The sequence below is a fragment of the Gordonia sp. SMJS1 genome, assembly GCF_029866425.1.
GTDB classification, from domain to species: domain Bacteria; phylum Actinomycetota; class Actinomycetes; order Mycobacteriales; family Mycobacteriaceae; genus Gordonia; species Gordonia hongkongensis.
In genome coordinates, this window is sequence record NZ_CP123381.1 from 475,988 (window position 1) to 499,199 (window position 23,212).

Sequence of the window (23,212 nt, forward strand, 5' to 3'; positions counted from 1 at the left end):
CGGACCGCTCGGACATTCCACCCCGAGGGTCATGCCGTGACCCACGGCACCGCCTGACGACGACGTGGGCCTGAGTACCGTTGTCGCATGGAAGTCCGGCGTCTGCGGCTGCTGCGGGAATTCGCCGACCGGGAGTCGATCGGCGCGGTCGCCGAGGCGATGCACATGACCCCGTCGGCGGTGTCGCAACAGCTGAAGGTCCTGGCAGAGGAGGCCGGTGTCGCGTTGTTCGAACCCGATGGACGCCGAATCCGATTGACCGAGGCGGGGCGTGCGCTCGTACTGCGCGCCGATGACGTGATCGCGGCGGTGGATCGGGCGCAGGAGGAGATGTCGTCGTATCGGTCGGGCAAGACCCGGGTCCGCCTGGCGATGTTCCCGTCCGGTGCGACCCTGCTGCTGCCGGCGGTCCTGGAGCGGGCCACCGCATCGGGCATCGACGTACACGCGGTCCACCTCGACGTCGGATACCACGACGCGGCACCGGCTCTCGCCGATCACGACGTCGTGGTCACCCACCGCGACGAACGGACCCCGGCGATCAACATCCCGCGGGTCCGCGTCACCGAGTTGATGCGTGAACCCGTCGACGTGATCGTCGCCGCCGGCAGCGAACTCGCCGTGCGCGACCAGGTCGCGGTCGCCGAACTCGCCGACCACGACTGGATCAGCGTCGAGGGCGGCTTCCCGGTCGACGATGTGCTGCAATCGATCTCGGCGGCGACCGGGGTGGCGCCCCGGGTGACACAGCGGATGCTGGACTTCACCACCATCGAGGCGCTCGTGGCCCACGGCCACGGCATCGCGCTGATGCCGCGTTTCGCGGTCCGGCACCCGGAGGTGAAACGACTGGTGCTCAAAGGAGTTCGCGCCGCACGGGTCTACGAGGCGCTGGCCCGGCCGCGTTCGCGGGCGGCCGTGCAGCAGGTCGTCGATCACCTGCGTGCGGTGGGTGCCGAACAGGGCTGACGGCCCGACGCCACCTGAGCGGGCCCGGATACGCCGACAGCCCGGGGCGTGTGCCCCGGGTTGTCGGTGATCGATCGCTGGACTCAGACGCCGAGGCTCTTGCCGACGATGTCCTTCATGATCTCGGTGGTGCCACCGAAGATCGTCTTGATACGAGCGTCGGTGTAGGCGCGGGCAACCCGGTACTCGTTCATGTAGCCGTAGCCGCCGTGCAGCTGGAGGCAGCTGTCGATGACCCGCTTGGCGAGCTCGGTACACCACCACTTGTTCTTCGAGGCGTCGACGGCGTTCAGTTCACCATCGAGTACGCCCTGCAGGCAGCGGTCGATGTAGACCTCGGCGATGTCGAGCTCGGTCGCCATCTCGGCGAGACTGAAGCGGTTCGCCTGGAAGGTGCCGATCGGACGACCGAAGGCCTTGCGGTCCTTGGTGTACTGCAGGGTCTCGTCGAAGATCGCACGTGCACCGGCGATGGCGCCGATGCCGATCGACAGCCGCTCCGACGGCAGGTTCTGCATGAGGTGGTAGAAGCCCATGCCCTCCTGGCCGAGCAGGTTCTCGACCGGGACGCGCACGTCGTTGAAGTGCAGCTCGGCGGTGTCCTGGGCCTTGAGGCCCATCTTGTCGAGCTTGCGACCGCGCTCGAAGCCCTCCATGCCGCGCTCGACGACGAGCAGCGAGAACGCCTTGTGGCCCGCCTCGGGATCGGGGTTGGTCCGGCAGACCACGACCACGAGGTCGGAGTTGATGCCCGACGAGATGAACGTCTTGTTGCCGTTCAGGACATAGTGATCGCCCTCGAGCTTGGCCGAGGTCTTGATGCCCGCCAGGTCGGAGCCCGCGCCCGGCTCGGTCATCGCGACGGCGAGGATCGTCTCGCCGGTGGCGATCCCGGGCATCCAGCGCTTCTTCTGCTCGTCGTTGGCGAGATGCACGAAGTACGGTGCGACGACGTCGTTCTGCAGGCTGAGGCCGGGTGCCGCGCCGTCGAACTTCGCGAACTCCTCGACCACCACGGCGTTGAACCGGAAGTCGTCCATGGCACCGCCGCCGCCGTACTCCTCGGGGATGTTGAATCCGAGAAGACCTGCGTCACCGGCCTTCTTGAATGCGATGCGATCGACCTGACCGGCTCGCGTCCACTCCTCGGTGTACGGGGCGCATTCGCGCTGCAGGAACTGCCGCGCGGTTTCCCGCAGGGCCTCGTGCTCGTCTTCGAAGATGGTGCGTTTCATGGCTTCTGCCTTTCTGCTCTACTCACTCGTCGTTCAGGAGTTGTCGGTCGGTCAGTTGTCGTTCTGGTCGGCGTCGCGCGCGCCGACGACGCGCAGTGAGAGCAGCGCATACGACGCCGCGACCTCGGCCGGTGTCCGGGCACCCGAGGGGCGGTACCAGGTGGTGATCGCCTGGCATGCGCCGAACAGGTAGCGCAGCACGTCTTTCACGTCGTCGTCGAAGTGGAACTCACCGGATTCGACGCCACGCTCGATGACACTGGCGAGCAGCTCCTCGGTCTCGGTCCGCATCGCGACGTAGGTCTCCCGTCGCGGATCCTCGACGTCGAGGTGGCGGAACTCGCTTGCCACGCTGGCGAGTTCGACGTCGTTGGTCATGTGCAGGACGATCGACTCGATCGCGTTGGACAGCTGCTCGCTCGGCGTCCGTCCGGACTCGATGGCCGCACCCACCCACGCGAGCACAGCGGTCATCGCCGCCTCGAGCAGTTCGACCAGGATCCCCAGCTTGTTGTCGTGGTGGTAGTACAGCGTCGGCAGCGACACCCCCGCTCGCGAGGCGATGTCGCGGATCGAGGTGCCGTGGTAACCGCGTTCATAGAACGCGTGTTTCGCCGCGACGAGAGTGGCCGGCAGCGGAACCTGTTCGCGCAGCCGCCAGTCCAGACCGTCGGTCTCGATCGTGAATTTCCGGGCGGGAACCGCCCGGGCCGGCTCAGACACGTTCGATGATGGTGGCGTTGGCCATGCCCGCGCCCTCGCACATGGTCTGCAGGCCGTACCGGCCACCGGTCGCCTCGAGATGGTTGACGAGCGTGCCCAGCAGGCGGGTGCCCGACGATCCGAGCGCGTGGCCCAGCGCGATCGCGCCGCCCCGCGGGTTCAGCTTGGCCGGGTCGGCGCCGAACTCGTGGGCCCAGGCCAGGGGCACGGAGGCGAAGGCTTCGTTGACCTCGTAGGCGTCGATGTCGTCGATGGACAGTCCCGAGCGCGCGAGGATCTTGTGCGTGGCCGGGATGGGAGCGGTCAGCATGAAGATCGGATCGTCGCCGGCGACCGAGAACGAGTGGAACCGTGCGCGGGGGGTCAGGCCCAGCTTCGAGGCCATGACGTCGCTCATGATCAGTGCGCCCGACGCGCCGTCGGTCAGCGGCGACGAGTTACCGGGGGTGATGTGCCAGTTGATCTCCGGGAAGCGAGCCGCGAAGTCCTCGCTGTAGAACGACGGCTTCAGGCCCGACAAGCCCTCGGGAGTGGTGGTCGCGCGCACCGTCTCGTCGGTCTTGTGCGTGAACGTCGTGCCGTCGGCGTCAGCGACGTCGATGGGCAGGATCTCGCGATCGAAGAAGCCCTCGCCGGCCGCCGCGGCGGCACGCTGGTGGGACTGCGCGGCGAAGGCGTCGAGCGTGTCGCGGTCGAACTTCCACTTGGCGGCGACCAGTTCAGCGGAGATGCCCTGTCCGACAAGTCCATCCGGGTACCGTGCTTCGATGCTCGGGCCGTAGGGGCTGCGCCCGGCGGTGGTGAAGCCCATCGGGACGCGACTCATCGATTCCACGCCGGCGGCGATCACCACGTCGTAGGCGCCGGCGATGATGCCCTGCGCGGCGAAGTGGGCGGCCTGCTGGCTCGATCCGCACTGCCGGTCGACGGTGGTGGCGGGTACGGATTCGGGGAAGCCGGCGGACAGCAGCGCGGTCCGCGAGATGTTCAGGGCCTGCTCGCCGGCCTGACCGACGCAGCCGCCGATCACGTCGTCGACGAGTGCCGGATCGAGGTCGTTGCGCTCGACCAGGGAGCGCAGCACATGCGCGAGGAGCTCGACGGGCTTGGTCTCCGACAGCGAGCCACCGGGCTTGCCCTTTCCGGACGCGAGGCGGACGACGTCGACGATGACGGCTTCGGGCATGAGGGTTCCTCTCGGGAGCGGGTCACGGCGCAGCGCACCGCTTCGCGCGGCGTCCTTTATCTAACGATCGTTATACCGGTCTAGCACGCGCCCGGCAGGGGAATCAACAACACTGGCCGCGGAAATGCGCGAAGCCCCCACCCGACAGGTCGGATGGGGGCAGATGTCGCGGTGGGTCAGATGGTGCCTTTGTCCGGCTGACCTGCAGGAACGGCGGTGAAGGTCCGGACGTCCAGCGGTCCGGAAAGCAGGCCCCCGATCGCCTTGCCGAGCGTGGTGAGCGCCGGAGCGGAGCCGTGCGTCGCCAGGGCCTCCGTGGATTCCCAGCGCTCGATCATCACCAGGTCGGTCGAGTCGCCGGTGGCCTCGTGCAACGCGTACTTCCCGCATCCCGGCTCGCCGTGGACTTCGGGGATCGCGGCGAGCACGGCCTCCCGCACGGCCTGTTCCTCACCGGGTTTGGGGGAGATGGTGGCGACGACGATGACTTCGGACATTCGTGGAACTCCATTCGCGTCCAGCGGGTCGTGGACTCGGGACATGCCTGGCACGTGGACGCCGGACACCCCGGTGACGTTAGGTCAGCGAGACGACCCGGTGTGGCGGTTTCGTCAGGACCGCGGGTCGTCGGAGGTCAGCGCCAGCCGAGAGCCGGTGCGACGTGTGTGAGGATCGACTCGAGGACGTGTGCGTTGTACTCGACCCCGAGTTGGTTCGGCACCGTCAGCAGGAGTGTGTCGGCCGCCGCGATCGCCTCGTCCTCGCGTAACTGCTCGATGAGCTTGTCCGGCTCGTCGGCGTAGCTGCGTCCGAAGCGGGCGACGCTGTTGTCGATGACGCCGACCTGATCGGATTCGGCTCCGCCGCGGCCGAAGTAGGCGCGGTCACGGTCGTCGACGATGGCGAAGATGCTGCGGCTCACCGATACTCGTGGCTCGCGCGGGTGTCCGGCATCGGCCCAGGCCTTGCGGAACCGCTGGATCTGCTCGGCCTGCAACTGATGGAACGGCACCCCGGTGTCCTCGGTCAGCAGCGTCGAGCTCATCAGGTTCATGCCCTGCTGGGCAGTCCATTCCGCGGTCGCCCGCGTCCCGGCGCCCCACCAGATGCGGTCCCGAAGACCGGGCGACTGCGGCTCGATGGGCAGGAGTCCCGGCGGGTTGGGAAACATCGGACGTGGATTCGGCGTGGCGAAGCCGCCGCCTTCGATGACCTTCAGGAACACCTCGGTGTGCTGTCGCGCCATGTCCGCATCGGTCGACCCCTCGGGCGGGACGTAGCCGAAGTACTTGTAACCGTCGATGACCTGCTCGGGGGACCCACGACTGATCCCGAGCTGGAGCCGGCCGCCGGAGATGAGATCCGCGGCGCCGGCATCCTCGGCCATGTACAGCGGGTTCTCGTAGCGCATGTCGATGACCCCGGTGCCGATCTCGATGCGACTGGTCTTGGCGCCGATCGCCGCGAGAAGCGGGAACGGCGATGCGAGCTGCCGTGCGAAGTGATGGACGCGGAAGTACGCACCGTCGGCGCCGAGCTCCTCGGCGGCCACCGCGAGGTCGATGGACTGCAGCAGCGTGTCCGCGCCGGACCGCACCTGGGACCCGTGGGCGTCCGACCAGTGACCGAACGACAGGAAACCGATGTTCTTCATGCCCTCTAAATGAAACTCTGGTCCGTTTTGTTCCCGTCAGAACGATTCCGGGTCTTCGAAGGGGGACGGTCAGGGCGCCCAGGTGCCCGGGGCCGCCTCACCGTCGGCGACCGGGGTGGAGGTGACACGGTAGGCGCGGTTCACCGCCGAGACGACGGCGCGCAGACTCGCGGTGGTGATCGACGACGCGATGCCGACGCCCCACACGGTCTCGCCGTTGACCTCGGTCTCGACGTAGGCCGCGGCGCTGGCGTCGCCGCCCGCGGTCAGAGCGTGCTCGCTGTAGTCGAGGACGCGGACGTCGTAGCCCACGGCGCCCAGCGCGTCGACGAAGGCAGCCAGCGGACCGTTGCCCGAACCGGAGATCTCGCGCTCGTTCCCCTCGACCTTGACCACCGCGGTGATGTGGTCGTCGCCACCGTCGACCTCGGCGGCGTCGACCTTCTGGCGCATCCGCTCCAGCGGCCACACCGGGTGAAGGTAGTTCTCCGCGAAGACATCCCACATCTCCTTGGGATTGACCTCACCGCCCTCGCCGTCGGTGATCTTCTGGATCTCGCGACTGAACTCGATCTGCAGGCGCCGCGGCAGGTTCATGCCGTGGTCGGCCTTCATGATGTACGCGACGCCGCCCTTGCCGGACTGGCTGTTCACGCGGATGACCGCTTCGTAGTTGCGGCCGACGTCCTTGGGGTCGATCGGCAGATACGGGACGGCCCAGATGATGTCGTCGACGTCGGAGTCGGCGTTGTCCGCGTCGACCTTCATCTGGTCGAGGCCCTTGTTGATGGCGTCCTGATGGCTGCCCGAGAAGGCCGTGTACACCAGATCGCCACCGTAGGGGTGACGCTCGGGGACGTTGAGCTGGTTGCAGTACTCGACCGTCCGGCGGATCTCGTCGATGTCGGAAAAGCTGATCTGCGGGTCGACGCCGCGGCTGAACATGTTCATGCCGAGGGTCACCAGGCAGACGTTGCCGGTGCGCTCGCCGTTGCCGAACAGGCATCCCTCGATGCGGTCGGCGCCCGCCTGGTAGCCCAGTTCGGCTGCGGCGACGGCGGTTCCGCGGTCGTTGTGGGGGTGCAGGCTCAGGATGACCGAGTCGCGCCGGGCGAGATTGCGGTGCATCCACTCGATCGAGTCGGCGTAGACGTTGGGAGTGGCCATCTCGACGGTCGCCGGCAGATTGATGATCATCGGGCGCTCCGGGGTGGGGGCGATGATCTCGGTGACCGCGTCGCACACCTCCTTGGCGAAGCTCAGCTCGGTGCCCGTGTAGGACTCCGGCGAGTACTCGTACCGCCAGTTGGTGTCCGGGTAGTTCTGCTGTACCTCGAGGACCTTGTGTGCGGCGTCGGTCGCGATCTTGGTGATCGCCGCCTTGTCCGCGCGGAACACGACTCGACGCTGCAGGACCGACGTCGAGTTGTAGAAGTGGACGATCACGTTGGCCGCGCCGCGGCAGGCGTCGAAGGTGCGCTCGATCAGTTCGTCACGACACTGGGTCAGCACCTGGATCGTCACGTCGTCGGGGATGGCGCCGTCTTCGATGATCTCGCGGACGAAGTCGTAATCGGTCTGGCTGGCCGACGGGAAGCCGACCTCGATCTCTTTGTAACCCATCCGGACGAGGAGGTCGAACATGCGGCGCTTGCGTGCCGGGCTCATGGGGTCGATGAGTGCCTGGTTGCCGTCGCGGAGGTCGACCGCGCACCACATCGGGGCGGTGGTGATGACCTTGTCGGGCCAGGTGCGGTCGGGAACCGCCACCTTCTCGACCTCGTCGGCGAACTGTCGATAACGATGAACCGGCATCGCGGAGCTGCGCTGCGGGTTCCATGAGGGTTGTCCGGCGGGAATCGGGCCCGCGGGCTCGACGATTCGGCTGGCGCCGGAAGTGAAGCTGTCTGCTGGTGCCATGGTGGTCATTCTCCGTGTGTGGAAGGAAAGTGACCGGCGCGTGATGAGGCCCCGCGACGGAGGGCCGGTCGGTTCAGACCCCGCCGCGGCAACCGAGGAGGAGTGCGCGCTGCATGCGCTCGACTGTACTCCCCGGCGACGAGGTGGCCAAAGCTGCAGGTGAGGCCGGGTCATGACGTCCCCCTCTTCGGGGGGTGCCGCCTCACCGACACGGGCTCCAGACTATGACATGCCTCTCACCGCGCAGCCGGAGTGACCCAAATCATCCGAGCGGCGGACAGGGGCACCCGGACCGATGATGCCCGGGATCTCGAGCCGCCACCCCGACGCGGCCGTCTGCAGAAAGGGCTAACGCCAGTGACGACCATCCCCGCCGAACCGCCGGTGACCGAACCGCCGGAGGGTAAACGCACGAGCCTTCGACGCGTGGCCGCCGCGAGTTCCATCGGCACGACGATCGAGTTCTACGACTTCTTCATCTACGGCACCGCCGCCGCCCTGGTGTTCCCGACCGTGTTCTTCCCGGCCGCCGACGAGGTCACCGGGACCATCGCGTCCTTTGCCACCTTCGCCGTGGCCTTCTTCGCGCGGCCGGTCGGCGCGATGCTCTTCGGTCACTTCGGCGACCGGATCGGCCGTAAACGCACCCTGGTGTGGACCCTGCTCATCATGGGACTGGCGACGGTCGCGATCGGTCTTCTCCCCGGTTACGAGACCGGCGTGTTCGGCTTCGCCGAATCCGGGATCGGCATCGCGGCGCCCATCCTCCTCGTCTTCCTGCGGTTCCTGCAGGGCTTCGCCGTCGGCGGCGAATGGGCGGGCGCAACGCTTCTCACCGCCGAGTACGCCCCACCGGGCAAGCGGGGGCTGTACGCGATGTTCCCGCAACTCGGCCCGGCCTTCGCGTTCTTCCTGTCGAGCCTGACGTTCCTCATCGCGAGCCTGACGCTCGGCGAGACCAGTTCGGCCTTCCTCGACTACGGCTGGCGCATCCCGTTCATCCTGTCCTTCGCGCTCGTCGCCGTCGGGCTGTGGGTGCGGCTCGCGGTCGCGGAGACGCCGGTGTTCCGAGAAGCCCAGCAGCGCAGGGCAATCGACGGTCCCGTGGTCGACGGTCCGGCACTGCCGTTCCTCGACGCCTTCCGCCACCAGTGGCGCGAGATCCTCATCGCCGGCGGCGCGCTGGCGAGCCTGTTCTCGCTGTTCTACATGGGCACGGCGTTCCTCACGAACTACGGCACCAAGTCACTGGAGCTGTCCCGGACCTTCGTGCTGACCGCGGGGATGGGCGCGGCCGTGGTGTTCGGACTGTCCACCGCGGCGTCGGCGGTGTGGTCGGACCGCGTGGGTCGTCGCCGGGTCATCCTCACCTCGTGCAGCGTCGCGATCCCCTGGGCGCTGGTGCTGTTCCCGATCCTGGAGATCGGCGGCGGCTTCGCGTTCGTGGTCGGACTCTTCGGGACGCTGCTGATCTTCGGCATCGCCTACGGTCCGGCCGGTGCGCTTCTGCCCGAACTGTTCGAGGCGCGGTACCGCTACACCGGTGCGGGGATGGGTTACAACCTGGCCGGCATCCTCGGTGGGGCGATCCCGCCGCTGATCGCCGCCCCGCTGATCGCGGGTCCCGGTGCGATCTGGGTGGGTGTCCTGCTCGCCGGTCTGTCGGCACTCAGCGTCGTGTGCACGATCAAGATCGTCGAGACCAAGGACAAGACGATGCGGGCGTCGGTCACCGACGACGAGCAGGTGCCGGTCGCGTAAACGACTGTACCGCAATCAAATACAAGAAATCCGCCCCGGGCCTGTCGGCTCGGGGCGGAGTCGTTGCCACCGTCCGCAAGCTACGGGCGCTCCTCAGCTCAGGGAGCGGGAGTGGACGGCGTGTAGCGCAACCAGTCGACCTTCATGGTTGCCGGGCTCGGAGTCGTCGACGACGGGGGCCCGGGCCAGATGCCGCCGACCGCGACGTTGAGCAGCGCGTACATCGGCTTGTCGAAGACCCACCGTTCGTCGCCGGTGAGCGAGGAGCGGTTGATCGTGTAGACCGCGTTCCCGTCGATGGTGAAACGGATCTGCGACGACGACTTGGTCACCGCGTAGACGTGGAAGTCGCCCGGATCGATGCCGGTGAGGTCGTGGCCCCGCTCCCAGCGGCCGGCGAGCGGTCCCGGCAGCGGCAGTCCGGGGAGGAGATCGGCGAGCGAGAGATCGAGTGATCCCATCGCGGTGCCCAGCGCCGTCGGGCCGTGCACGCCCACGTGGACCCAGTCGGAGGTGTTGATCGTCTCGGCGATGTCGACCTCGCCGGCCGCCGGGTACCCGACGGAGTCGATGTCGCTCCCCAGCAGCCAGAACGCCGGGTGCAACCCGCGACCCTGCGGCAGGGAGATGCGCGCGGAGATCGTCCCGTAGGTGAACTCGAAGCTGTCCTTGGTGGTGAGCCGGGCCGACGTCCAGCCGCCGGTCGCCGCGCGGCGCGCCTCGATGAGCAGGTTGCCGTTGCCGTCGAGCCGCGAGTTCAGCCGATCGGCGGTGTAGTTCTGCACCTCGTTGTTGCCCCAGCCGCCGGCGCCGGTCTCGTGCTGCAGCGCCGACGGGAGAGTGCCGGCGGCGCCGTCGAATTCGAGGCTGAACGGCTCGTCGGCGTGGGCGGCCGCCGGCACGGACAGTGCTGCCGCGGCTGTCAGGGCGGTGACGGCGGCGACGGGCGCGAGGTGCGCTCCCAGTCGGCGGAGAAGTCCTCGAGGTTGAGGTGTGACAGTCATGGAGAACAAGTACCACACGTCACTTCTGTCTCATATGCCTCGTTCGTCACATTCGCCGGTCAGGCGCCTGCGGAGTCCGGGAACGCGGGACGTCCCCAGCGGCCCGCGAACGCGACCTCGGAGAGCGGGAGCCGGGTGCGGGGTTTCTCGTCGCGGGCGCGGATCTCCTCGGGAAGGGACGCCGGGTCGGCGAGCGCGCCGACCCCGAGCAGCACCAGCGGTCGTTTGTCGGCGGGGATCCCGAAGATGTCGCGGGCTGCCTCGGCGTCGAAACCGGCCATCGGATGGGCATTGAAGCCGAGGGCCTCGGACTGCAGGATCATCTGCGCCACCGCCAGTCCACAGTCGACGGCCCCGTACGTGTGGGCCTTCGCGTCGTCGGGGTCATCGGTTGTGCAGACCAGGATCAGGGCAGCCGAGCGCGGCGCCCACCCCGAGTTCCCCCGGGTCAGGACGCCGGCGAGGGCGTCGAACGTCGGGTCGCCGCGCAGTCCCGCGATGAAGCGCACCGGCTGCACCCGGCCCCAGGTGGGAGCCCAGCGCCCGGCGTCGACGATCGTGGTGACGTCGCCGAGCGAGATGGTCGCGGACGGATCGTAGCCGCGGGCGCTACGGCGGCCCGAGATGAGTTCGTGCATCCGCCCGAGGGTAGTGGCGCGGCGACCGCCGGGCTCGCCGTCAGGAGTCGGTGCGTGCGACGCCCACGGGGCCGGTCGCCGGGAGCGAAGCGAGCGGGACCGAATCAGCACCGTTCGGCAGTTGCACCTCGGCGACCTCGGCCTGCGGATCGGTGGGCTCGTCGCGCATCACGAACAGCAGGACCGTGCCGAGTGCGAGGAGCGCGAGACCGCTCGCCAGCGACGCCGCGTGCATGCCGTCGACGAAGGCCTGCTTCGCGGCGGTGGCCAACCCCTCTCCGGCCGAACCCATGTCGGTCGCCCGGTGCAGGGTCTCGCCCAGGGTGTCGCCGAACGACCAACCCCGATCGCCGTCTCGGAACACGAGGGTGGCCAGCGATCCGAGAAGGGCCAGGCCCATCGCGGTCCCGAGCTCGAAGCTCGTCTCGGAGATACCCGACGCGGCGCCCGACCGCTCCGGTGGAACCGAGCCGACGACCACGACCGACACCAGGCTGAACTGGATGCCGTAGCCGACGCCCGCGATCGTCGTGCACAGCACGTACACCCAGACCGGGGTCGAGGTGCCGAGGGTCAGCATGCCGAGATTGCCTGCGGCGGCCAGGCCGACAGAACCGACGAAGGCCAGCCGGGTGCCCAGGAACGCGGCAACCCGCGTCGCGCCGATGGAGAACACCGCCACCGCGACGGCCATCGGGAGGCCGGCGATGGCCGCGGCCAGGACGTCGTGGCCCATGACCGACTGGAGGTAGACGCCGGTCAGGTACGACATGCCGCCGAGGGCCATCATGCCGATCAGCGCAACGGCGACCGCGCCGCTGAACTGCGCATTGCCGAACAGCTTGAGGTCCAGGAGCGGTGACGTGACCCGGCGCTGGTGCAGCAGAAATGTGACGAGCAGTACGGCACCCACCACTCCGGCGACCACCACGCCGGTCGTGGCGCCTTCGCTCGCGACCGTCTTGACGGCATAGACGAGCGGGAGGATTCCGGCCATCGAGAGCACGACGCCGACGACATCGAACGGGTCGTTCGTCGCGGCCCGGTACTCGGGGATCAGGCGCGGCCCGAAGACGAACAGTGCGGCGAGCACCGGGACGTTGATGAGGAAGACCACGCCCCACCAGAAGTGGTGCAGCAGAACGCCTCCGATGACCGGGCCGACCGCGCTGCCGCCGGCGAACGCCGCGGTCCACACACCGATCGCGCGCCCGCGCTCGCGGGCGTCGGGGAACATGTTGGCGATGAGCGACAGGCTCGAGGGCAGCAGGGTGGCACCGCCGATGCCCATGAGGGCGCGCGCCGCGATCAGGATCTCGGGCGAGGGTGCGAAGGCGGCGATGACCGACGCGATGCCGAACAGGGCGGCGCCGGCGAGGAGGATGCGTCGCCGGCCGACGCGGTCGCCGACATTGCCCATCGTGATGAGCAGCCCGGCGATGAGGAAGCCATAGATGTCGAGAATCCACAGCTGCTGGGCCGCGGACGGCGCGAGGGCATCGGTGATCGACGGGATGGCGAGGTACAGCACCGAGACGTCCATCGAGACCAGGAACACCGGCAGGGTCAGCACGGCCAGTCCCAGCCACGTCCGCCGGTCGGCGGTACCCGAGGTGGTCGGGCGGAGCCGGTTCGACGGGCCGAGCTGGGCGGACATCATTCCTCCTTCGCGGCAGACGGCAGCACCTACGCGTACGGTGTACGCGGGTCAGCGTACGGGGATGAGTACGCTGTACGCAATCGGATTATTCCCGCCCTGAGCAGGAGGAACGAGAACGTGACGGCCGACACCTCGAAACTGTCGACGGCGACGATCGTCGATGCCGCCATCGCCGTGGCCGACGATGCCGGGATCGGCTCGCTGTCGATGCGGCGGGTCGCCGAGAAGCTCGGGGTCGGGGCCATGTCGCTGTATCGCCACGTCGAGGACAAGGACGCGCTGCTGCAGGCGATGTCGACCGAGGTCGGCCGGCGGTTTCCGTACCCCGTCGACACCGCGCCCGAGTGGCGGACCCGGGTCGGGATCGCCGTCGACGTCGACTGGGACCTCTACACCCGGCATCCGTGGGTGGTCCTGGCCTACTCGTCGCCCCGGCACAGTTACGGCGAGGATTCGCTGGCGTGCCTCGACTGGCTGGCGGCCGGATTCCTCGAGCTCGGCGTCGGCATCGAACGCGCCACCGACATGGCGCTGTCGGTCTGGAGCTTCGTCCACGGCGTCGCCCTTGTCGCAGTGAGCGATCAGTTGCTCCACGACGACGCCCTGCTGCCGTCCGCGGGACTGGCCGAGGTGATCTCGGGGGAGTCAGAGGTCGAAGTCCCGTCGCATCTCGCCCGCCTCGCCGGCCGTCGCGATGCCGGCCGGCTGCTCGATCCCCGGGCGCGGCTCGACGCCGGAATCGACTACCTCTGCCTGGGATTCGCGGCGTCGGCGGTGTGACAACCTTCGGCTCCCTGAGAGGCGAGCGAAGAGGGTTTTTCTGCTCCCTGAGGAGCGAGCGTAGCGGGTCGTCTCCTGCTCCCTGAGGTGCGAGCGTAGCGGGTCGTCTCCTGCTCCCTGAGGTGCGAGCGTAGCGAGCCTCGAAGGGTCTCGCACGGCATCTCACCAGGCCCTTCGAGGCTCGTCGCTATCGCTCCTCGCACCTCAGGGAGCAGAGGGTCCGCTCGTCGCGCATGGGGGCAGAGGGGGTCCGCTTGTCGCGCTTGGGGGTAGAGGGGTCGCGCTCCTCAGGGAGCAGGGGAACGTGGCTCCTTGGGGAACGGGGGTGCGCGACTCTCACATGGCGTGGGGGAACACGGTGAGCATGTGCGCGCCGAACCATGAGCTGCCGACCACGATCGGCACGACGATCAGTCCGGCGACCACCGGCCGCATCCGGGCGAGCGCCATCGCCAGCGGGATCAGCAGGACGAAGGCGGGCAGCAGCAACCGGGGCCGGCTCATCATCAGTCCGCTCGACAGCACGATCTGCGCGACCAGCAGCGAACCGTAGAGCAGGACCGGCCACGGCACCCGTGACCAGGCGGCGACGCCCAACATCACCAGCGTGCTCAGCACGATCCACGACGTGGCCACCGGGGCGATCTCGGCCGAATGGACGAGCATTTCGTTGATGAACTCGAAAGCTGCCACGCCCCAGTCGAACTGAGTGTCCCAGCCCTCGGTCTGGATGCGGAACCACCCGGTCGGCGAACCGGTGTGTGCCCACACCACGCAGAGATATGTGAGGTAACCGAGCGGGCTGATCGCGATGGCGACGATCGCGCGGACGCGTGCCGCTCTCGGGACGTCGGTCCCGCGCGCCTGCCACAAGAACACGAGGGCCGCGAGCATCACGACCCCGATCAGGACCGCCGCCGTCGGCCGGCACAGACCGCAGAGCGCGGCGACGACGCCGGCGAGGAGCCAGCGCTTCTCGAGGACCCCCACCAGCGCCCACACCGCGAGCGCGCAGAACAGCGCCTCGGTGTAGGCCATGTTCAGCACGATCGACATCGGCGTCGCCGCGAAGAGCACCACCAGGAACAGTCCGGTTCCGCGTTCGGGTGCCGGGCCGATCGGGGACCGTCGTGCCATGAGTCGGGCGCACACCATTCCGAGACGTGCCGCACCGACCGCCGCCACGCATCCCAGGACCAGGTTCACCGTGATCGCCGCACCGAAGGGACTCAGGCCCGGCAGCTTCGCGATCAAGCCCACCAGGTACGGGTAACCGGGAAAGAAGGCGTACGCGGTGTCGACGGTGTGCAGACCCCGGGCGTCGGTGAGCGTGTAGGGCACGCCGTCGTAGCCGTGGGTCGCGATCGCGATCATCCACTGCCCGTCCCAGACCGCCAGGGAGTCGCCCAGCGTGGTGCCGCGGAGATCGGCGAACCGCGCCAGGACGAGGATGCCGATGGCGCGGATGACGAGAAAGACGAGCAGCGCGTCGAGCCACCAGCGATGGCTGCGGACCGCGGCGGGAGACGAACCGAGCGGACCGAGATAGCCGCGGGTCATCGACGCCAGTCGACGGCCATAGCCGTTCGTACCGACGGGACCGGTTCCGGTGTCACCGACGTCGGTTGGGGAGGCCACGCGAGCGATCCTAGGGCGGATCACCTCGGTCCGGTCCCGTCGGGTGGGGCGGAGACCAGGTCAGAGCGGTCGCGGCGGTCCCGGTAAGGTTGTCCCGGCAAGTTGACGTCTATCGACCGGCACACTGGCCGGCGGGAGGTAACTCGACGTGGCCCTCGTGGTGCAGAAGTACGGCGGATCCTCGGTCGCAACGGCCGAACGCATCCGTCGCGTCGCCGAGCGGATCGTCGAGACCAAGAAGCAGGGCAACGACGTCGTCGTGGTCGTGTCGGCGATGGGCGACACCACCGATGAGCTCCTCGACCTCGCCCAGCAGGTCAACCCGGCGCCGCCGGCCCGTGAGATGGACATGCTGTTGACCTCGGGTGAGCGGATCTCCAACTCGCTCGTCGCGATGGCGATCAGCTCGATGGGCGCGCAGGCGCAGTCGTTCACCGGCTCGCAGGCCGGTGTCATCACGACGAGCAGCCACGGCAAGGCCAAGATCATCGACGTCACGCCCGGACGCGTCCGCAGCGCACTCGACGAGGGCAAGATCGTGCTGGTCGCCGGCTTCCAGGGCGTCTCGCAGGACACCAAGGACGTGACCACACTGGGACGCGGCGGCTCCGACACCACCGCGGTCGCGCTGGCGGCCGCGCTCGAGGCCGACGTCTGCGAGATCTACACCGACGTCGACGGCGTCTACTCGGCCGATCCGCGGATCGTGCCCGACGCCCGCCGTCTCGACACCGTCTGCTTCGAGGAGATGCTCGAGCTGGCTGCCTGTGGCGCCAAGGTGCTGATGCTGCGGTGCGTCGAATACGCGCGCCGATACAACGTTCCCGTTCACGTGCGCTCGTCGTACTCGACCAAACCCGGCACCATTGTGACCGGATCGATGGAGGACATCCCCGTGGAAGAAGCCATTCTCACCGGCGTCGCACATGACCGCAGCGAGGCCAAGATCACCGTCGTCGGCCTCGACGACAAGCCCGGTTACGCCGCGCGGGTGTTCCGCGCCGTGGCCGACGCCGAGATCAACATCGACATGGTGTTGCAGAACGTCTCGAAGGTCGACACCGGCAAGACCGACATCACCTTCACCCTGCCCCGCGAGCTGGGGCCGCTCGGCGTCGAGAAGCTCACCAAGCTGCAGTCCGAGATCGGGTTCACCGATCTGCTCTACGACGATCACATCGGCAAGGTGTCGCTCGTGGGCGCGGGCATGAAGTCGCACCCCGGCGTGACGGCCACGTTCTGTGAGGCCCTCAGCGAGGCCGGCGTGAACATCGAGCTGATCTCCACGTCGGAGATCCGGATCTCGGTGCTGTGCCGGGACACCGAACTCGACGACGCGGTGCGCGCTCTGCACGCCGCCTTCGATCTCGGCGGCGAAGAAGAAGCCGTCGTCTACGCCGGAACGGGGCGATAGCAGTGGGCGTACGTATCGGAGTCGTGGGCGCGACCGGTCAGGTCGGCGCCGTCATGCGAACCCTGTTGGCGGAGCGCAACTTCCCGGCCGACGAGGTGCGCTTCTTCGCGTCCTCGCGCTCGGCGGGCAAGAAGCTGCCGTGGGGCGACGGCGAGATCGTCGTCGAGGACACGGCCACCGCCGATCCGTCCGGACTCGACATCGCGCTGTTCTCGGCGGGTGCCACGATGTCGCGCGAGCAGGCGCCCCGCTTCGCCGAGGCCGGCGTGACCGTCATCGACAATTCGTCGGCCTGGCGCAAGGATCCCGAGGTGCCGCTGGTGGTCTCGGAGGTCAACGGTGAGCTGGCCAAGAACCCGCCCAAGGGCATCATCGCCAACCCGAACTGCACCACGATGGCGGCCATGCCGGTCCTCAAGCCGCTCCACGACGAGGCCGGTCTGCAGCGCCTGATCATCTCGAGCTACCAGGCGGTCTCGGGTAGCGGTCTGGCCGGTGTCGACGAATTGGCCACCCAGGTGCGTGCGGTCGCCGGCGACGCGGAGAAGCTCGTGCACGACGGTTCCGCCGTGGACTTCCCCGCCCCGAACAAATACGTCGCGCCCATCGCGTTCAACGTCGTGGCGCTCGCGGGTTCGCTCGTCGACGACGGTTCGGGTGAGACCGACGAGGACCAGAAGCTGCGCAACGAGTCGCGCAAGATCCTCGGGCTGCCCGAACTCCTCGTGAGCGGAACCTGCGTACGCGTGCCGGTGTTCACCGGCCACTCGCTGTCGATCAACGCGGAGTTCGCGAACCCGCTGTCGGTAGCACGTGCACAGGAGATCCTCGGTGGCGCAGCGGGTGTGGAGCTCGTGGACGTGCCGACGCCACTGGCCGCCGCCGGCAAGGACGCCTCGCTGGTCGGCCGGATCCGGCAGGACCCGGGTGTTCCGGACGGCCGGGGTCTCGCGCTGTTCGTCTCGGGGGACAACCTCCGGAAGGGCGCTGCCCTCAACACGATTCAGATCGCCGAGCTGCTGGTCTAGAGCACCTCAGGTGGCGGGGGCGATACAGCAGCCGCCGCCTCGGTGATGATCGCGCGCATCGACGCCTCCGCGGCCTCCGGGTCGCGGAGGCGTATTGCTCTGGCGACATCGTCGTGCAGTGCGATGGCCACCGGACTCGGTGTCGCGGGCATCATCCCGTGATGGGTGCGGCCGGCGAGGACCTCGTTCACCACGCCGGTGAGCGACCGGAACATTTCGTTGCCGCTGGCCTCCAAGAGCGTTCGATGAAAGACCTTGTCGGCCAACAGGTACGACTCGAGATCGCCGTTGCGCCCGTGCACCGACATGTCCGACACCGCCGCCGCCAGGATGCGGCACTGGTGCTCGTTCGCGCGCTCGGCGGCAAGGGCCGCCGCCACCGGCTCGAAGCCGCGTCGTAACTCCGAGAGGGTGGCGAGGAACTCGGCGCGGTCGGCGCCGTCGAGGCGCCAACGGATCAGCCGGGCGTCGAACACGCTCCATCGGGTCCGCGGCTGGATCGTGATGCCGACGCGGCGTCGGGATTCGACGAGGCCCATCGACTCGAGAACCCGGATCACCTCGCGGGATACCGTCCGCGACACCCCGTGTTCGGCGCTGATGGCGTCGAGGGTCAGCACGCTGCCGGCCGGCTGCGCTCCCGAGACGATGCGTCGGCCGATAGCCGCGAGGATCTCGTCGTGCCGCTCGCCTGTGCTCCGTGTGCCCTGACTCACCGTTTCATCTTCTCATTCATCGAGGTACGGACCAATGTGCGTACTTAAACTCAGCAAAGGCTTGCAAAAGTATGACTATTGAGGCAGCCTACGTGATCAGCAGCACAGCGTGGTGAGGAGTGAACATGCGATCGCCGATCGTCGTCATGGGGGTGTCGGGGTCCGGGAAGTCGACGGTCGGAGCGGCGTTGGCACAGCGCCTGCGGGTGCCGTTCGCCGACGCCGACGACTTCCACCCCGCCGAGAACATCGCCAAGATGTCGGCGGGAGAACCGCTCGACGACGACGACCGCCGACCCTGGCTCGAGTCGATCGGCGTCTGGCTCGCCGAACACGCCGACGGCGGTGTCATGAGCTGCTCCGCGCTCAAACGGCATTACCGCGACCATCTTCGTGATCACGCACCGACGACGCTGTTCGCGCATCTGGCCGGGTCGGTCGAGGTCATCTCGCGACGGCAGGCATCACGCCCGGGGCATTTCATGCCACCGGCCCTGCTCGCCTCGCAGTTCGAGACCCTCGAGCAGCTGACCCCCGACGAATGCGGCCTGACCGTCGACGTGGACCAGAGCGTGGACGCCATCATCGATGAACTGGTCGAGGCCCTCTCGCGCGGTTCCGATCTCGACGCCGAGGAGAACTGATGTCGCCGACCACCACCACGATCCTCGCCGCGAGCACAGATCTGCCGCAGCCGGTCGCGCCCGGCTGGCAACTCATCGTCGCGGCGCTGGCGGGTATCGCCGTCATCGTCGTGGCGATCACGATCGCCAAGGTCCATCCCTTCCTCGCGTTGGTGGGCGGCGGCGCGACCGTCGGCATCGTCGCGGGTGAGTCGATCCCGACGGTCCTCGAGTCGTTCACCGCCGGGTTCGGCACCACCGCAGCGGGAGTCGGCATCCTGATCGCACTCGGCGCCATGTTCGCCAAGCTGCTGGCCGACTCCGGTGGTGCCGACGAGATCGTGGACACGATCGTCGGTCACGCCTCACCGCGGATGCTGCCGTGGGCGATGGCGCTCGTCGGCGCGATCATCGGTCTGCCGATGTTCTTCGAGATCGGTCTCGTACTCTTGATGCCGGTGATCTACCTCGTGGCCCGACGCTCGGGTCTCGGCCTGATCCCGATCGGCATTCCCGCACTGGCCGGGTTGTCGGCGATGCACGGGTTCGTCCCGCCGCATCCCGGCCCACTTGTGGCGATCGACGCCCTCGGCGCGGATCTCGGCATGACACTCGGACTCGGTGTGCTGGTCGCCATCCCGACCATCATCGTGTCCGGGCCGCTCTTCGGCGTGCTCGCCGGGCGATGGGTGACGGTCGAGGCCCCGACAACCTTCGACGTCGATCCGTCCGACGGCCCGACCACCAAGCGACCGTCCTTCGCGATCACCATGTTCAGCGTTCTGCTGCCCGTCGTGCTGATGCTCGGCAAGGCACTCGCCGAGATCTTCATCGCCGACGAGGACCAGCCCGTGCGCAAGGTCCTCGACATCCTCGGCACGCCCCTCATCGCGCTGCTCATCGCGGTGATCGTCGCGATGTTCACCCTCGGCCGCGGTTCCGGCATGGACCGCGAGACCATCTCGAAGTGCACGGGCGCGGCACTCCCCGCGATCGCGGGCATCCTGCTGATCGTCTCCGCGGGTGGCGGATTCAAGGAGGTCCTCGTCGACACCGGGATCGGCACCCTGCTCGCCGACTGGGCGACCGGCGCGAACGTCTCGGTGCTCCTGCTGGCCTGGACGCTCGCGGCGCTGATCCGCCTGGCGACCGGATCGGCGACCGTTGCCACGATCACCGCGTCGTCGCTGATCCTGGGTCTGGTCGACGGGATGGGTTCGGGAGAACTCTCGCTGGTCGTCCTGGCGATCGGTGCCGGGTCGGTGTTCCTGTCCCACGTCAACGACGCCGGTTTCTGGCTGGTGAAGGAGTACTTCGGCATGACCGTCGGACAGACCTTCAAGACTTGGTCGATGATGGAGACGGTCCTCTCGGTGACCGGATTGATCGTGGTACTCGCACTCGGTCTGGTCATCTGAGCCGGCCCTCTGTGCGGTAGCTTGACCACTCATGACACGGAAGATGCGGGTCCGGGCGGCGGTGGTCACCGGGGTTCTGACGTTGGTGGCGACGCTCGCGTACCCCGCAGCGGCACAACCCGATTCGCCGAGCACCGGACTCGGACCGAGCGACACCTCGCTCATACACGGCGACCTCGCCTCCACGGACTCCACGGCGCATCGAGGCCCCGGCCGCGGGGCTCGACTGGCCGGCTCCTCGATCCCGGGCGGCGCCTGCGCGGCAACGTTCGTCGGACGCGACGGGATGCCCGTCGCGTTGTGCACGCAATTCGTCGGATCGTCGCCACCGGCATTCGCGGCGCCGTCGGTCGTCCTCTTCGATCCCCGGACCGCGCAACCACTGGCGTCGACGCAGCTGACGAAGGGCGGACTGCTCGGCGGCGTGTACGGCTATCTCGACGACCGCGACCGGGTGGTCGTCGCCGACGGGTCCGGGTCGATTCTCCGTGTCGCGCATGCGAAGACGGCCAGCGGCTGGCGGGTGTTCGTCGACGATCGGGTCGACGTCGACCACGCGGTACCGGCGGGTGACGCCATCACCGGCCTGGCGCCCGACTTCGACGGCCGCGTGTGGTTCGCGACGACGCGCGGGGTGGTCGGGACAGTCGACCGGCATGACACCGTGCAGGCCACCCGGCTGCCGGCGGGAGAGGAACTGGGCAACGGCTTGTCGATCCGGCGAACGGGGGCGTCGATCCTGACGACGCACGCGCTGTACGAGATGCGCGCCGAACCGGGGCGCGCACCGCGAGTCGTCTGGCGTCGCGCGTATGACCGGGGACCAGCACGCAAACCCGGACAGCTCACCTGGGGCTCGGGGACGACGCCGACGTACTTCGGTCCCGGTGGCGATGGCTGGGTCGCCATCGTCGACAACGCGGAACCGCCGGATCTCCGCGTGCTGCGCAGCGATGACGGCTCCGAGGTCTGCCGCATGCGGGCCTTTTCGACGTCCGGGCCGGGCACCGAGAACTCGCCGATGGCCTGGGGCGATTCGCTGGTCATCCCGAGCACCTACGGCTACCAGTACCCGCCGATGGCGGTACAGGGTCCGTCGGTCCCGGCCGACGCCCCGTTCGTCGGCGGCGCCACCCGGATCGACGTCGGGGAAGGCGGCTGCCGTCGCGTGTGGGAGAACGGCGACCGGATCGCGACGCTCCCCAAGTTGTCTCGCGCAGACGGTCTGATCCACGCGATCGGGTATGGCCCGATCCGGCCGAACCTCCCACAGCAGATCGGCGAAGTCGCCTACGTGGCAACCGACTTCGCGACCGGCCGGCGGGTGGCGACGGTGCCGGTCGGGACGGCGCCGTTCGACGAACCACTCGAGCTGACCGGGACGATCACGGCCGACGGATCGCTGTGGCAGGCAACTCTCAGCCGCATGCTCAAGGTGACGCCGGGCCGCTAGGCCGTCGATCGGCGACACCCCTGTGGCCCTCTGCGAGGCGTCGCGCGCCCGGAAGCGACACCAGTCACCTACCTCAAGTTACTGTGTGGTAGGTTACACAGCCATGAACTGGAAGTCGGGGAGAACCATGACCCATCGCAAGACATCGAGACGGACGCTCGGGATCGCCGCGCTGGTGGCAGCGTGCGTCGCGTCGCTGGCCCCAACAGCGGTCGGTACTGCAGCGGCGGCGGATTTCTACACCCCGCCGGCCCGGTTCGCGTCCGAGCCGGGATCGGTGATCCGCAGTCAGCCGAGTCCGCTGCTGCTCCAGATCCCCGGCATGGCGGGTCAGTGGCCGGGGACCGCCCGCAAGGTCATGTACACCTCGCGTTACCAGGACGGGAAACCCGCCGCGGTCACCGGAACCGTCATCGAACCCACCGCGCCATGGCGCGGCCCGGGTCCGCGCCCGACCGTCGTCGTCGGCTCCGGGACCATCGGTCAGGGCGACCAGTGTGCGCCATCGAAGCTGATGACCGTGCCCCTCGCGGTGGACATCACGAAGCCGGGCATCTCGGTCAACTACACCGCGCCGGAGATGTATTACATGCTCGTCAACGGCGTGCGGGTGTTCATCACCGATTACATCGGGATGGGCACGCCCGGTGTCCACACCTACGTCAACCGCGCGGAGACCGGTCAGGCGATGCTCGACGGCGCCCGGGCCGCACTCGCGATCTCGGGCGCCCCGAAGGACGCCCCCGTAGGTTTCGCCGGTTACTCGCAGGGCGGCGGCGCAGCCGCGTCGGCCGCCGAACTCGCCGAGACCTACGCACCGGAACTGGACGTGCGCGCGACCTACGCCGGCGCGCCCCCGGCCGACCTCGAGAAGGTCATCCCCGCGATCGACGGCACCACCATCGCGGGGGCGATCGGCTTCGCTGTCAACGGGCTGACCGAGCGGTATCCGAACGTCGCCGAAGTGGTGCGACGAGAGACCAACCCCACCGGCAAAGCCGCGCTGAAACAGCTCTCGACCAGCTGCATCGGGGACATCATCCCGGCCTTCGGTTTCCGCCGCGTCGAGACATGGACCCGAACCGGCGAGACACTGTCGTCCCTCATCGCACGATCCCCCGGACTGCAAGAGGCTGTCCGCCAGCAGCGGATCGGTCGCCTGAAGCCGAACGCGCCCGTCTTCGTCGAAGGCGGACTGCACGACGACGTGATCCCGTACGGCCAGGTCGCGCAACTCGTGGCGGACTGGCGCGCCCAGGGCGCCGACGTCACCTTCGTCACCGACCCCACCCCGCCCATCTTGACGAAGTCGATCGTGAACCATGTCGTCCCCATGCTCGGCACATTCGTCCCCGGGATGGAGTTCGTCCTCGCCGAGTTCCGGAAGTGAGC

20 protein-coding genes are annotated in these 23,212 nt (G+C 68.4%); 9 read left to right on the forward strand and 11 right to left on the reverse strand.

Annotation, left to right across the window (positions count from 1 at the left end):
* The first annotated feature begins 87 nt into the window (after nucleotides 1–87).
* Nucleotides 88–969 carry a LysR family transcriptional regulator gene (locus QAD21_RS02135; RefSeq protein WP_137808664.1) on the forward strand — a complete coding sequence of 294 codons (882 nt, stop codon included), beginning with the start codon at nucleotides 88–90 and terminating at the stop codon, nucleotides 967–969.
* Between the two features lie 83 nt (nucleotides 970–1,052).
* Here QAD21_RS02135 and QAD21_RS02140 read toward each other — a convergent pair whose 3' ends face one another.
* The 6 genes from QAD21_RS02140 to leuA form a co-directional block, all read right to left on the reverse strand.
* A complete protein-coding gene (locus QAD21_RS02140) occupies nucleotides 1,053–2,204 on the reverse strand; it encodes an acyl-CoA dehydrogenase family protein (RefSeq protein WP_165630726.1) in 1,152 nt (383 codons plus the stop codon).
* 51 nt (nucleotides 2,205–2,255) lie between these two features.
* Nucleotides 2,256–2,927, reverse strand: coding sequence for a TetR/AcrR family transcriptional regulator (locus tag QAD21_RS02145; protein WP_058251056.1), 672 nt, complete (start codon nucleotides 2,925–2,927; stop codon nucleotides 2,256–2,258).
* Nucleotides 2,920–4,113, reverse strand: a complete 1,194-nt coding sequence (locus tag QAD21_RS02150) for an acetyl-CoA C-acyltransferase (RefSeq protein WP_068972280.1) — start codon at nucleotides 4,111–4,113, stop codon at nucleotides 2,920–2,922. Before QAD21_RS02150 ends, QAD21_RS02145 begins: the two co-directional genes overlap by 8 nt.
* A gap of 176 nt (nucleotides 4,114–4,289) precedes the next feature.
* Nucleotides 4,290–4,610 carry a putative quinol monooxygenase gene (locus tag QAD21_RS02155; RefSeq protein ID WP_068972281.1) on the reverse strand — a complete coding sequence of 107 codons (321 nt, stop codon included), beginning with the start codon at nucleotides 4,608–4,610 and terminating at the stop codon, nucleotides 4,290–4,292.
* A 137-nt stretch (nucleotides 4,611–4,747) separates the two neighbouring features.
* Nucleotides 4,748–5,767, reverse strand: a complete 1,020-nt coding sequence (locus QAD21_RS02160) for an LLM class flavin-dependent oxidoreductase (RefSeq protein ID WP_058251059.1) — start codon at nucleotides 5,765–5,767, stop codon at nucleotides 4,748–4,750.
* Nucleotides 5,768–5,836: 69 nt separating this feature from the next.
* Nucleotides 5,837–7,687 carry a 2-isopropylmalate synthase gene (leuA, locus tag QAD21_RS02165; RefSeq protein ID WP_280360452.1) on the reverse strand — a complete coding sequence of 617 codons (1,851 nt, stop codon included), beginning with the start codon at nucleotides 7,685–7,687 and terminating at the stop codon, nucleotides 5,837–5,839.
* A 357-nt stretch (nucleotides 7,688–8,044) separates the two neighbouring features.
* Between leuA and QAD21_RS02170 the strand changes: the two genes are divergently transcribed.
* A complete protein-coding gene (locus QAD21_RS02170; RefSeq protein WP_259935289.1) occupies nucleotides 8,045–9,448 on the forward strand; it encodes an MFS transporter in 1,404 nt (467 codons plus the stop codon).
* Between the two features lie 98 nt (nucleotides 9,449–9,546).
* On the opposite strand, the gene QAD21_RS02175 is transcribed toward QAD21_RS02170, so the two are convergent.
* From QAD21_RS02175 to QAD21_RS02185, 3 genes are read right to left on the reverse strand one after another with little or no spacing between them, the layout of a single operon-like run.
* The gene (locus QAD21_RS02175) at nucleotides 9,547–10,452 is read right to left on the reverse strand and encodes a glycoside hydrolase family 16 protein (protein ID WP_280360455.1); all 906 of its coding nucleotides are present in this window, start codon (nucleotides 10,450–10,452) and stop codon (nucleotides 9,547–9,549) included.
* A gap of 59 nt (nucleotides 10,453–10,511) precedes the next feature.
* Nucleotides 10,512–11,090, reverse strand: coding sequence for a nitroreductase family protein (locus tag QAD21_RS02180; protein ID WP_068972284.1), 579 nt, complete (start codon nucleotides 11,088–11,090; stop codon nucleotides 10,512–10,514).
* Between the two features lie 40 nt (nucleotides 11,091–11,130).
* Nucleotides 11,131–12,747 carry an MFS transporter gene (locus QAD21_RS02185; protein ID WP_280361560.1) on the reverse strand — a complete coding sequence of 539 codons (1,617 nt, stop codon included), beginning with the start codon at nucleotides 12,745–12,747 and terminating at the stop codon, nucleotides 11,131–11,133.
* A gap of 120 nt (nucleotides 12,748–12,867) precedes the next feature.
* On the opposite strand from QAD21_RS02185, the gene QAD21_RS02190 reads away from it, so the two are divergent.
* Nucleotides 12,868–13,530, forward strand: coding sequence for a TetR/AcrR family transcriptional regulator (locus QAD21_RS02190; protein WP_058251062.1), 663 nt, complete (start codon nucleotides 12,868–12,870; stop codon nucleotides 13,528–13,530).
* Between the two features lie 336 nt (nucleotides 13,531–13,866).
* Here the strand turns inward: QAD21_RS02190 and QAD21_RS02195 are convergent, their stop codons facing one another.
* Complete coding sequence (locus QAD21_RS02195; protein ID WP_280361562.1) at nucleotides 13,867–15,090, reverse strand: mannosyltransferase family protein; 1,224 nt, start codon at nucleotides 15,088–15,090, stop codon at nucleotides 13,867–13,869.
* A gap of 226 nt (nucleotides 15,091–15,316) precedes the next feature.
* On the opposite strand from QAD21_RS02195, the gene QAD21_RS02200 reads away from it, so the two are divergent.
* Together QAD21_RS02200 and QAD21_RS02205 are read left to right on the forward strand one after the other, a co-directional pair.
* Nucleotides 15,317–16,582, forward strand: a complete 1,266-nt coding sequence (locus QAD21_RS02200) for an aspartate kinase (RefSeq protein WP_058251064.1) — start codon at nucleotides 15,317–15,319, stop codon at nucleotides 16,580–16,582.
* A gap of 2 nt (nucleotides 16,583–16,584) precedes the next feature.
* A complete protein-coding gene (locus QAD21_RS02205; protein ID WP_058251065.1) occupies nucleotides 16,585–17,610 on the forward strand; it encodes an aspartate-semialdehyde dehydrogenase in 1,026 nt (341 codons plus the stop codon).
* Here the strand turns inward: QAD21_RS02205 and QAD21_RS02210 are convergent.
* Nucleotides 17,607–18,326 carry an FCD domain-containing protein gene (locus QAD21_RS02210; protein WP_058251066.1) on the reverse strand — a complete coding sequence of 240 codons (720 nt, stop codon included), beginning with the start codon at nucleotides 18,324–18,326 and terminating at the stop codon, nucleotides 17,607–17,609. The genes QAD21_RS02205 and QAD21_RS02210 overlap by 4 nt on opposite strands.
* Nucleotides 18,327–18,451: 125 nt before the next feature.
* Between QAD21_RS02210 and QAD21_RS02215 the strand changes: the two genes are divergently transcribed.
* The 4 genes from QAD21_RS02215 to QAD21_RS02230 all read left to right on the forward strand — a co-directional run bounded on the left by QAD21_RS02215 (nucleotide 18,452) and on the right by QAD21_RS02230 (nucleotide 23,210).
* Nucleotides 18,452–18,970, forward strand: coding sequence for a gluconokinase (locus QAD21_RS02215; RefSeq protein ID WP_058251147.1), 519 nt, complete (start codon nucleotides 18,452–18,454; stop codon nucleotides 18,968–18,970).
* The gene (locus QAD21_RS02220; RefSeq protein ID WP_058251067.1) at nucleotides 18,970–20,367 is read left to right on the forward strand and encodes a gluconate:H+ symporter; all 1,398 of its coding nucleotides are present in this window, start codon (nucleotides 18,970–18,972) and stop codon (nucleotides 20,365–20,367) included. The genes QAD21_RS02215 and QAD21_RS02220 overlap by 1 nt, the downstream gene beginning before the upstream one ends.
* A 31-nt stretch (nucleotides 20,368–20,398) precedes the next feature.
* Nucleotides 20,399–21,820 carry a hypothetical protein gene (locus QAD21_RS02225; protein ID WP_058251068.1) on the forward strand — a complete coding sequence of 474 codons (1,422 nt, stop codon included), beginning with the start codon at nucleotides 20,399–20,401 and terminating at the stop codon, nucleotides 21,818–21,820.
* 127 nt (nucleotides 21,821–21,947) lie between these two features.
* On the forward strand, nucleotides 21,948–23,210 hold the full coding sequence (locus tag QAD21_RS02230; protein ID WP_058251069.1) for a lipase family protein: 1,263 nt from the start codon (nucleotides 21,948–21,950) through the stop codon (nucleotides 23,208–23,210).
* Nucleotides 23,211–23,212 lie beyond the last annotated feature (2 nt).

Excerpts from the sequence above, each read along its gene's own strand:
- QAD21_RS02135 (WP_137808664.1), top strand. The coding sequence starts at position 88 with ATGGAAGTCCGGCGTCTGCGGCTGCTGCGGGAATTCGCCGACCGGGAG.
- QAD21_RS02140 (WP_165630726.1), bottom strand. The coding sequence starts at position 2,204 with ATGAAACGCACCATCTTCGAAGACGAGCACGAGGCCCTGCGGGAAACC.
- QAD21_RS02150 (WP_068972280.1), bottom strand. The coding sequence starts at position 4,113 with ATGCCCGAAGCCGTCATCGTCGACGTCGTCCGCCTCGCGTCCGGAAAG.
- QAD21_RS02155 (WP_068972281.1), bottom strand. The coding sequence starts at position 4,610 with ATGTCCGAAGTCATCGTCGTCGCCACCATCTCCCCCAAACCCGGTGAG.
- QAD21_RS02160 (WP_058251059.1), bottom strand. The coding sequence starts at position 5,767 with ATGAAGAACATCGGTTTCCTGTCGTTCGGTCACTGGTCGGACGCCCAC.
- leuA (WP_280360452.1), bottom strand. The coding sequence starts at position 7,687 with ATGGCACCAGCAGACAGCTTCACTTCCGGCGCCAGCCGAATCGTCGAG.
- QAD21_RS02175 (WP_280360455.1), bottom strand. The coding sequence starts at position 10,452 with ATGACTGTCACACCTCAACCTCGAGGACTTCTCCGCCGACTGGGAGCG.
- QAD21_RS02180 (WP_068972284.1), bottom strand. The coding sequence starts at position 11,090 with ATGCACGAACTCATCTCGGGCCGCCGTAGCGCCCGCGGCTACGATCCG.
- QAD21_RS02185 (WP_280361560.1), bottom strand. The coding sequence starts at position 12,747 with ATGTCCGCCCAGCTCGGCCCGTCGAACCGGCTCCGCCCGACCACCTCG.
- QAD21_RS02195 (WP_280361562.1), bottom strand. The coding sequence starts at position 15,090 with ATGACCCGCGGCTATCTCGGTCCGCTCGGTTCGTCTCCCGCCGCGGTC.
- QAD21_RS02215 (WP_058251147.1), top strand. The coding sequence starts at position 18,452 with ATGCGATCGCCGATCGTCGTCATGGGGGTGTCGGGGTCCGGGAAGTCG.
- QAD21_RS02220 (WP_058251067.1), top strand. The coding sequence starts at position 18,970 with ATGTCGCCGACCACCACCACGATCCTCGCCGCGAGCACAGATCTGCCG.
- QAD21_RS02225 (WP_058251068.1), top strand. The coding sequence starts at position 20,399 with ATGACACGGAAGATGCGGGTCCGGGCGGCGGTGGTCACCGGGGTTCTG.
- QAD21_RS02230 (WP_058251069.1), top strand. The coding sequence starts at position 21,948 with ATGACCCATCGCAAGACATCGAGACGGACGCTCGGGATCGCCGCGCTG.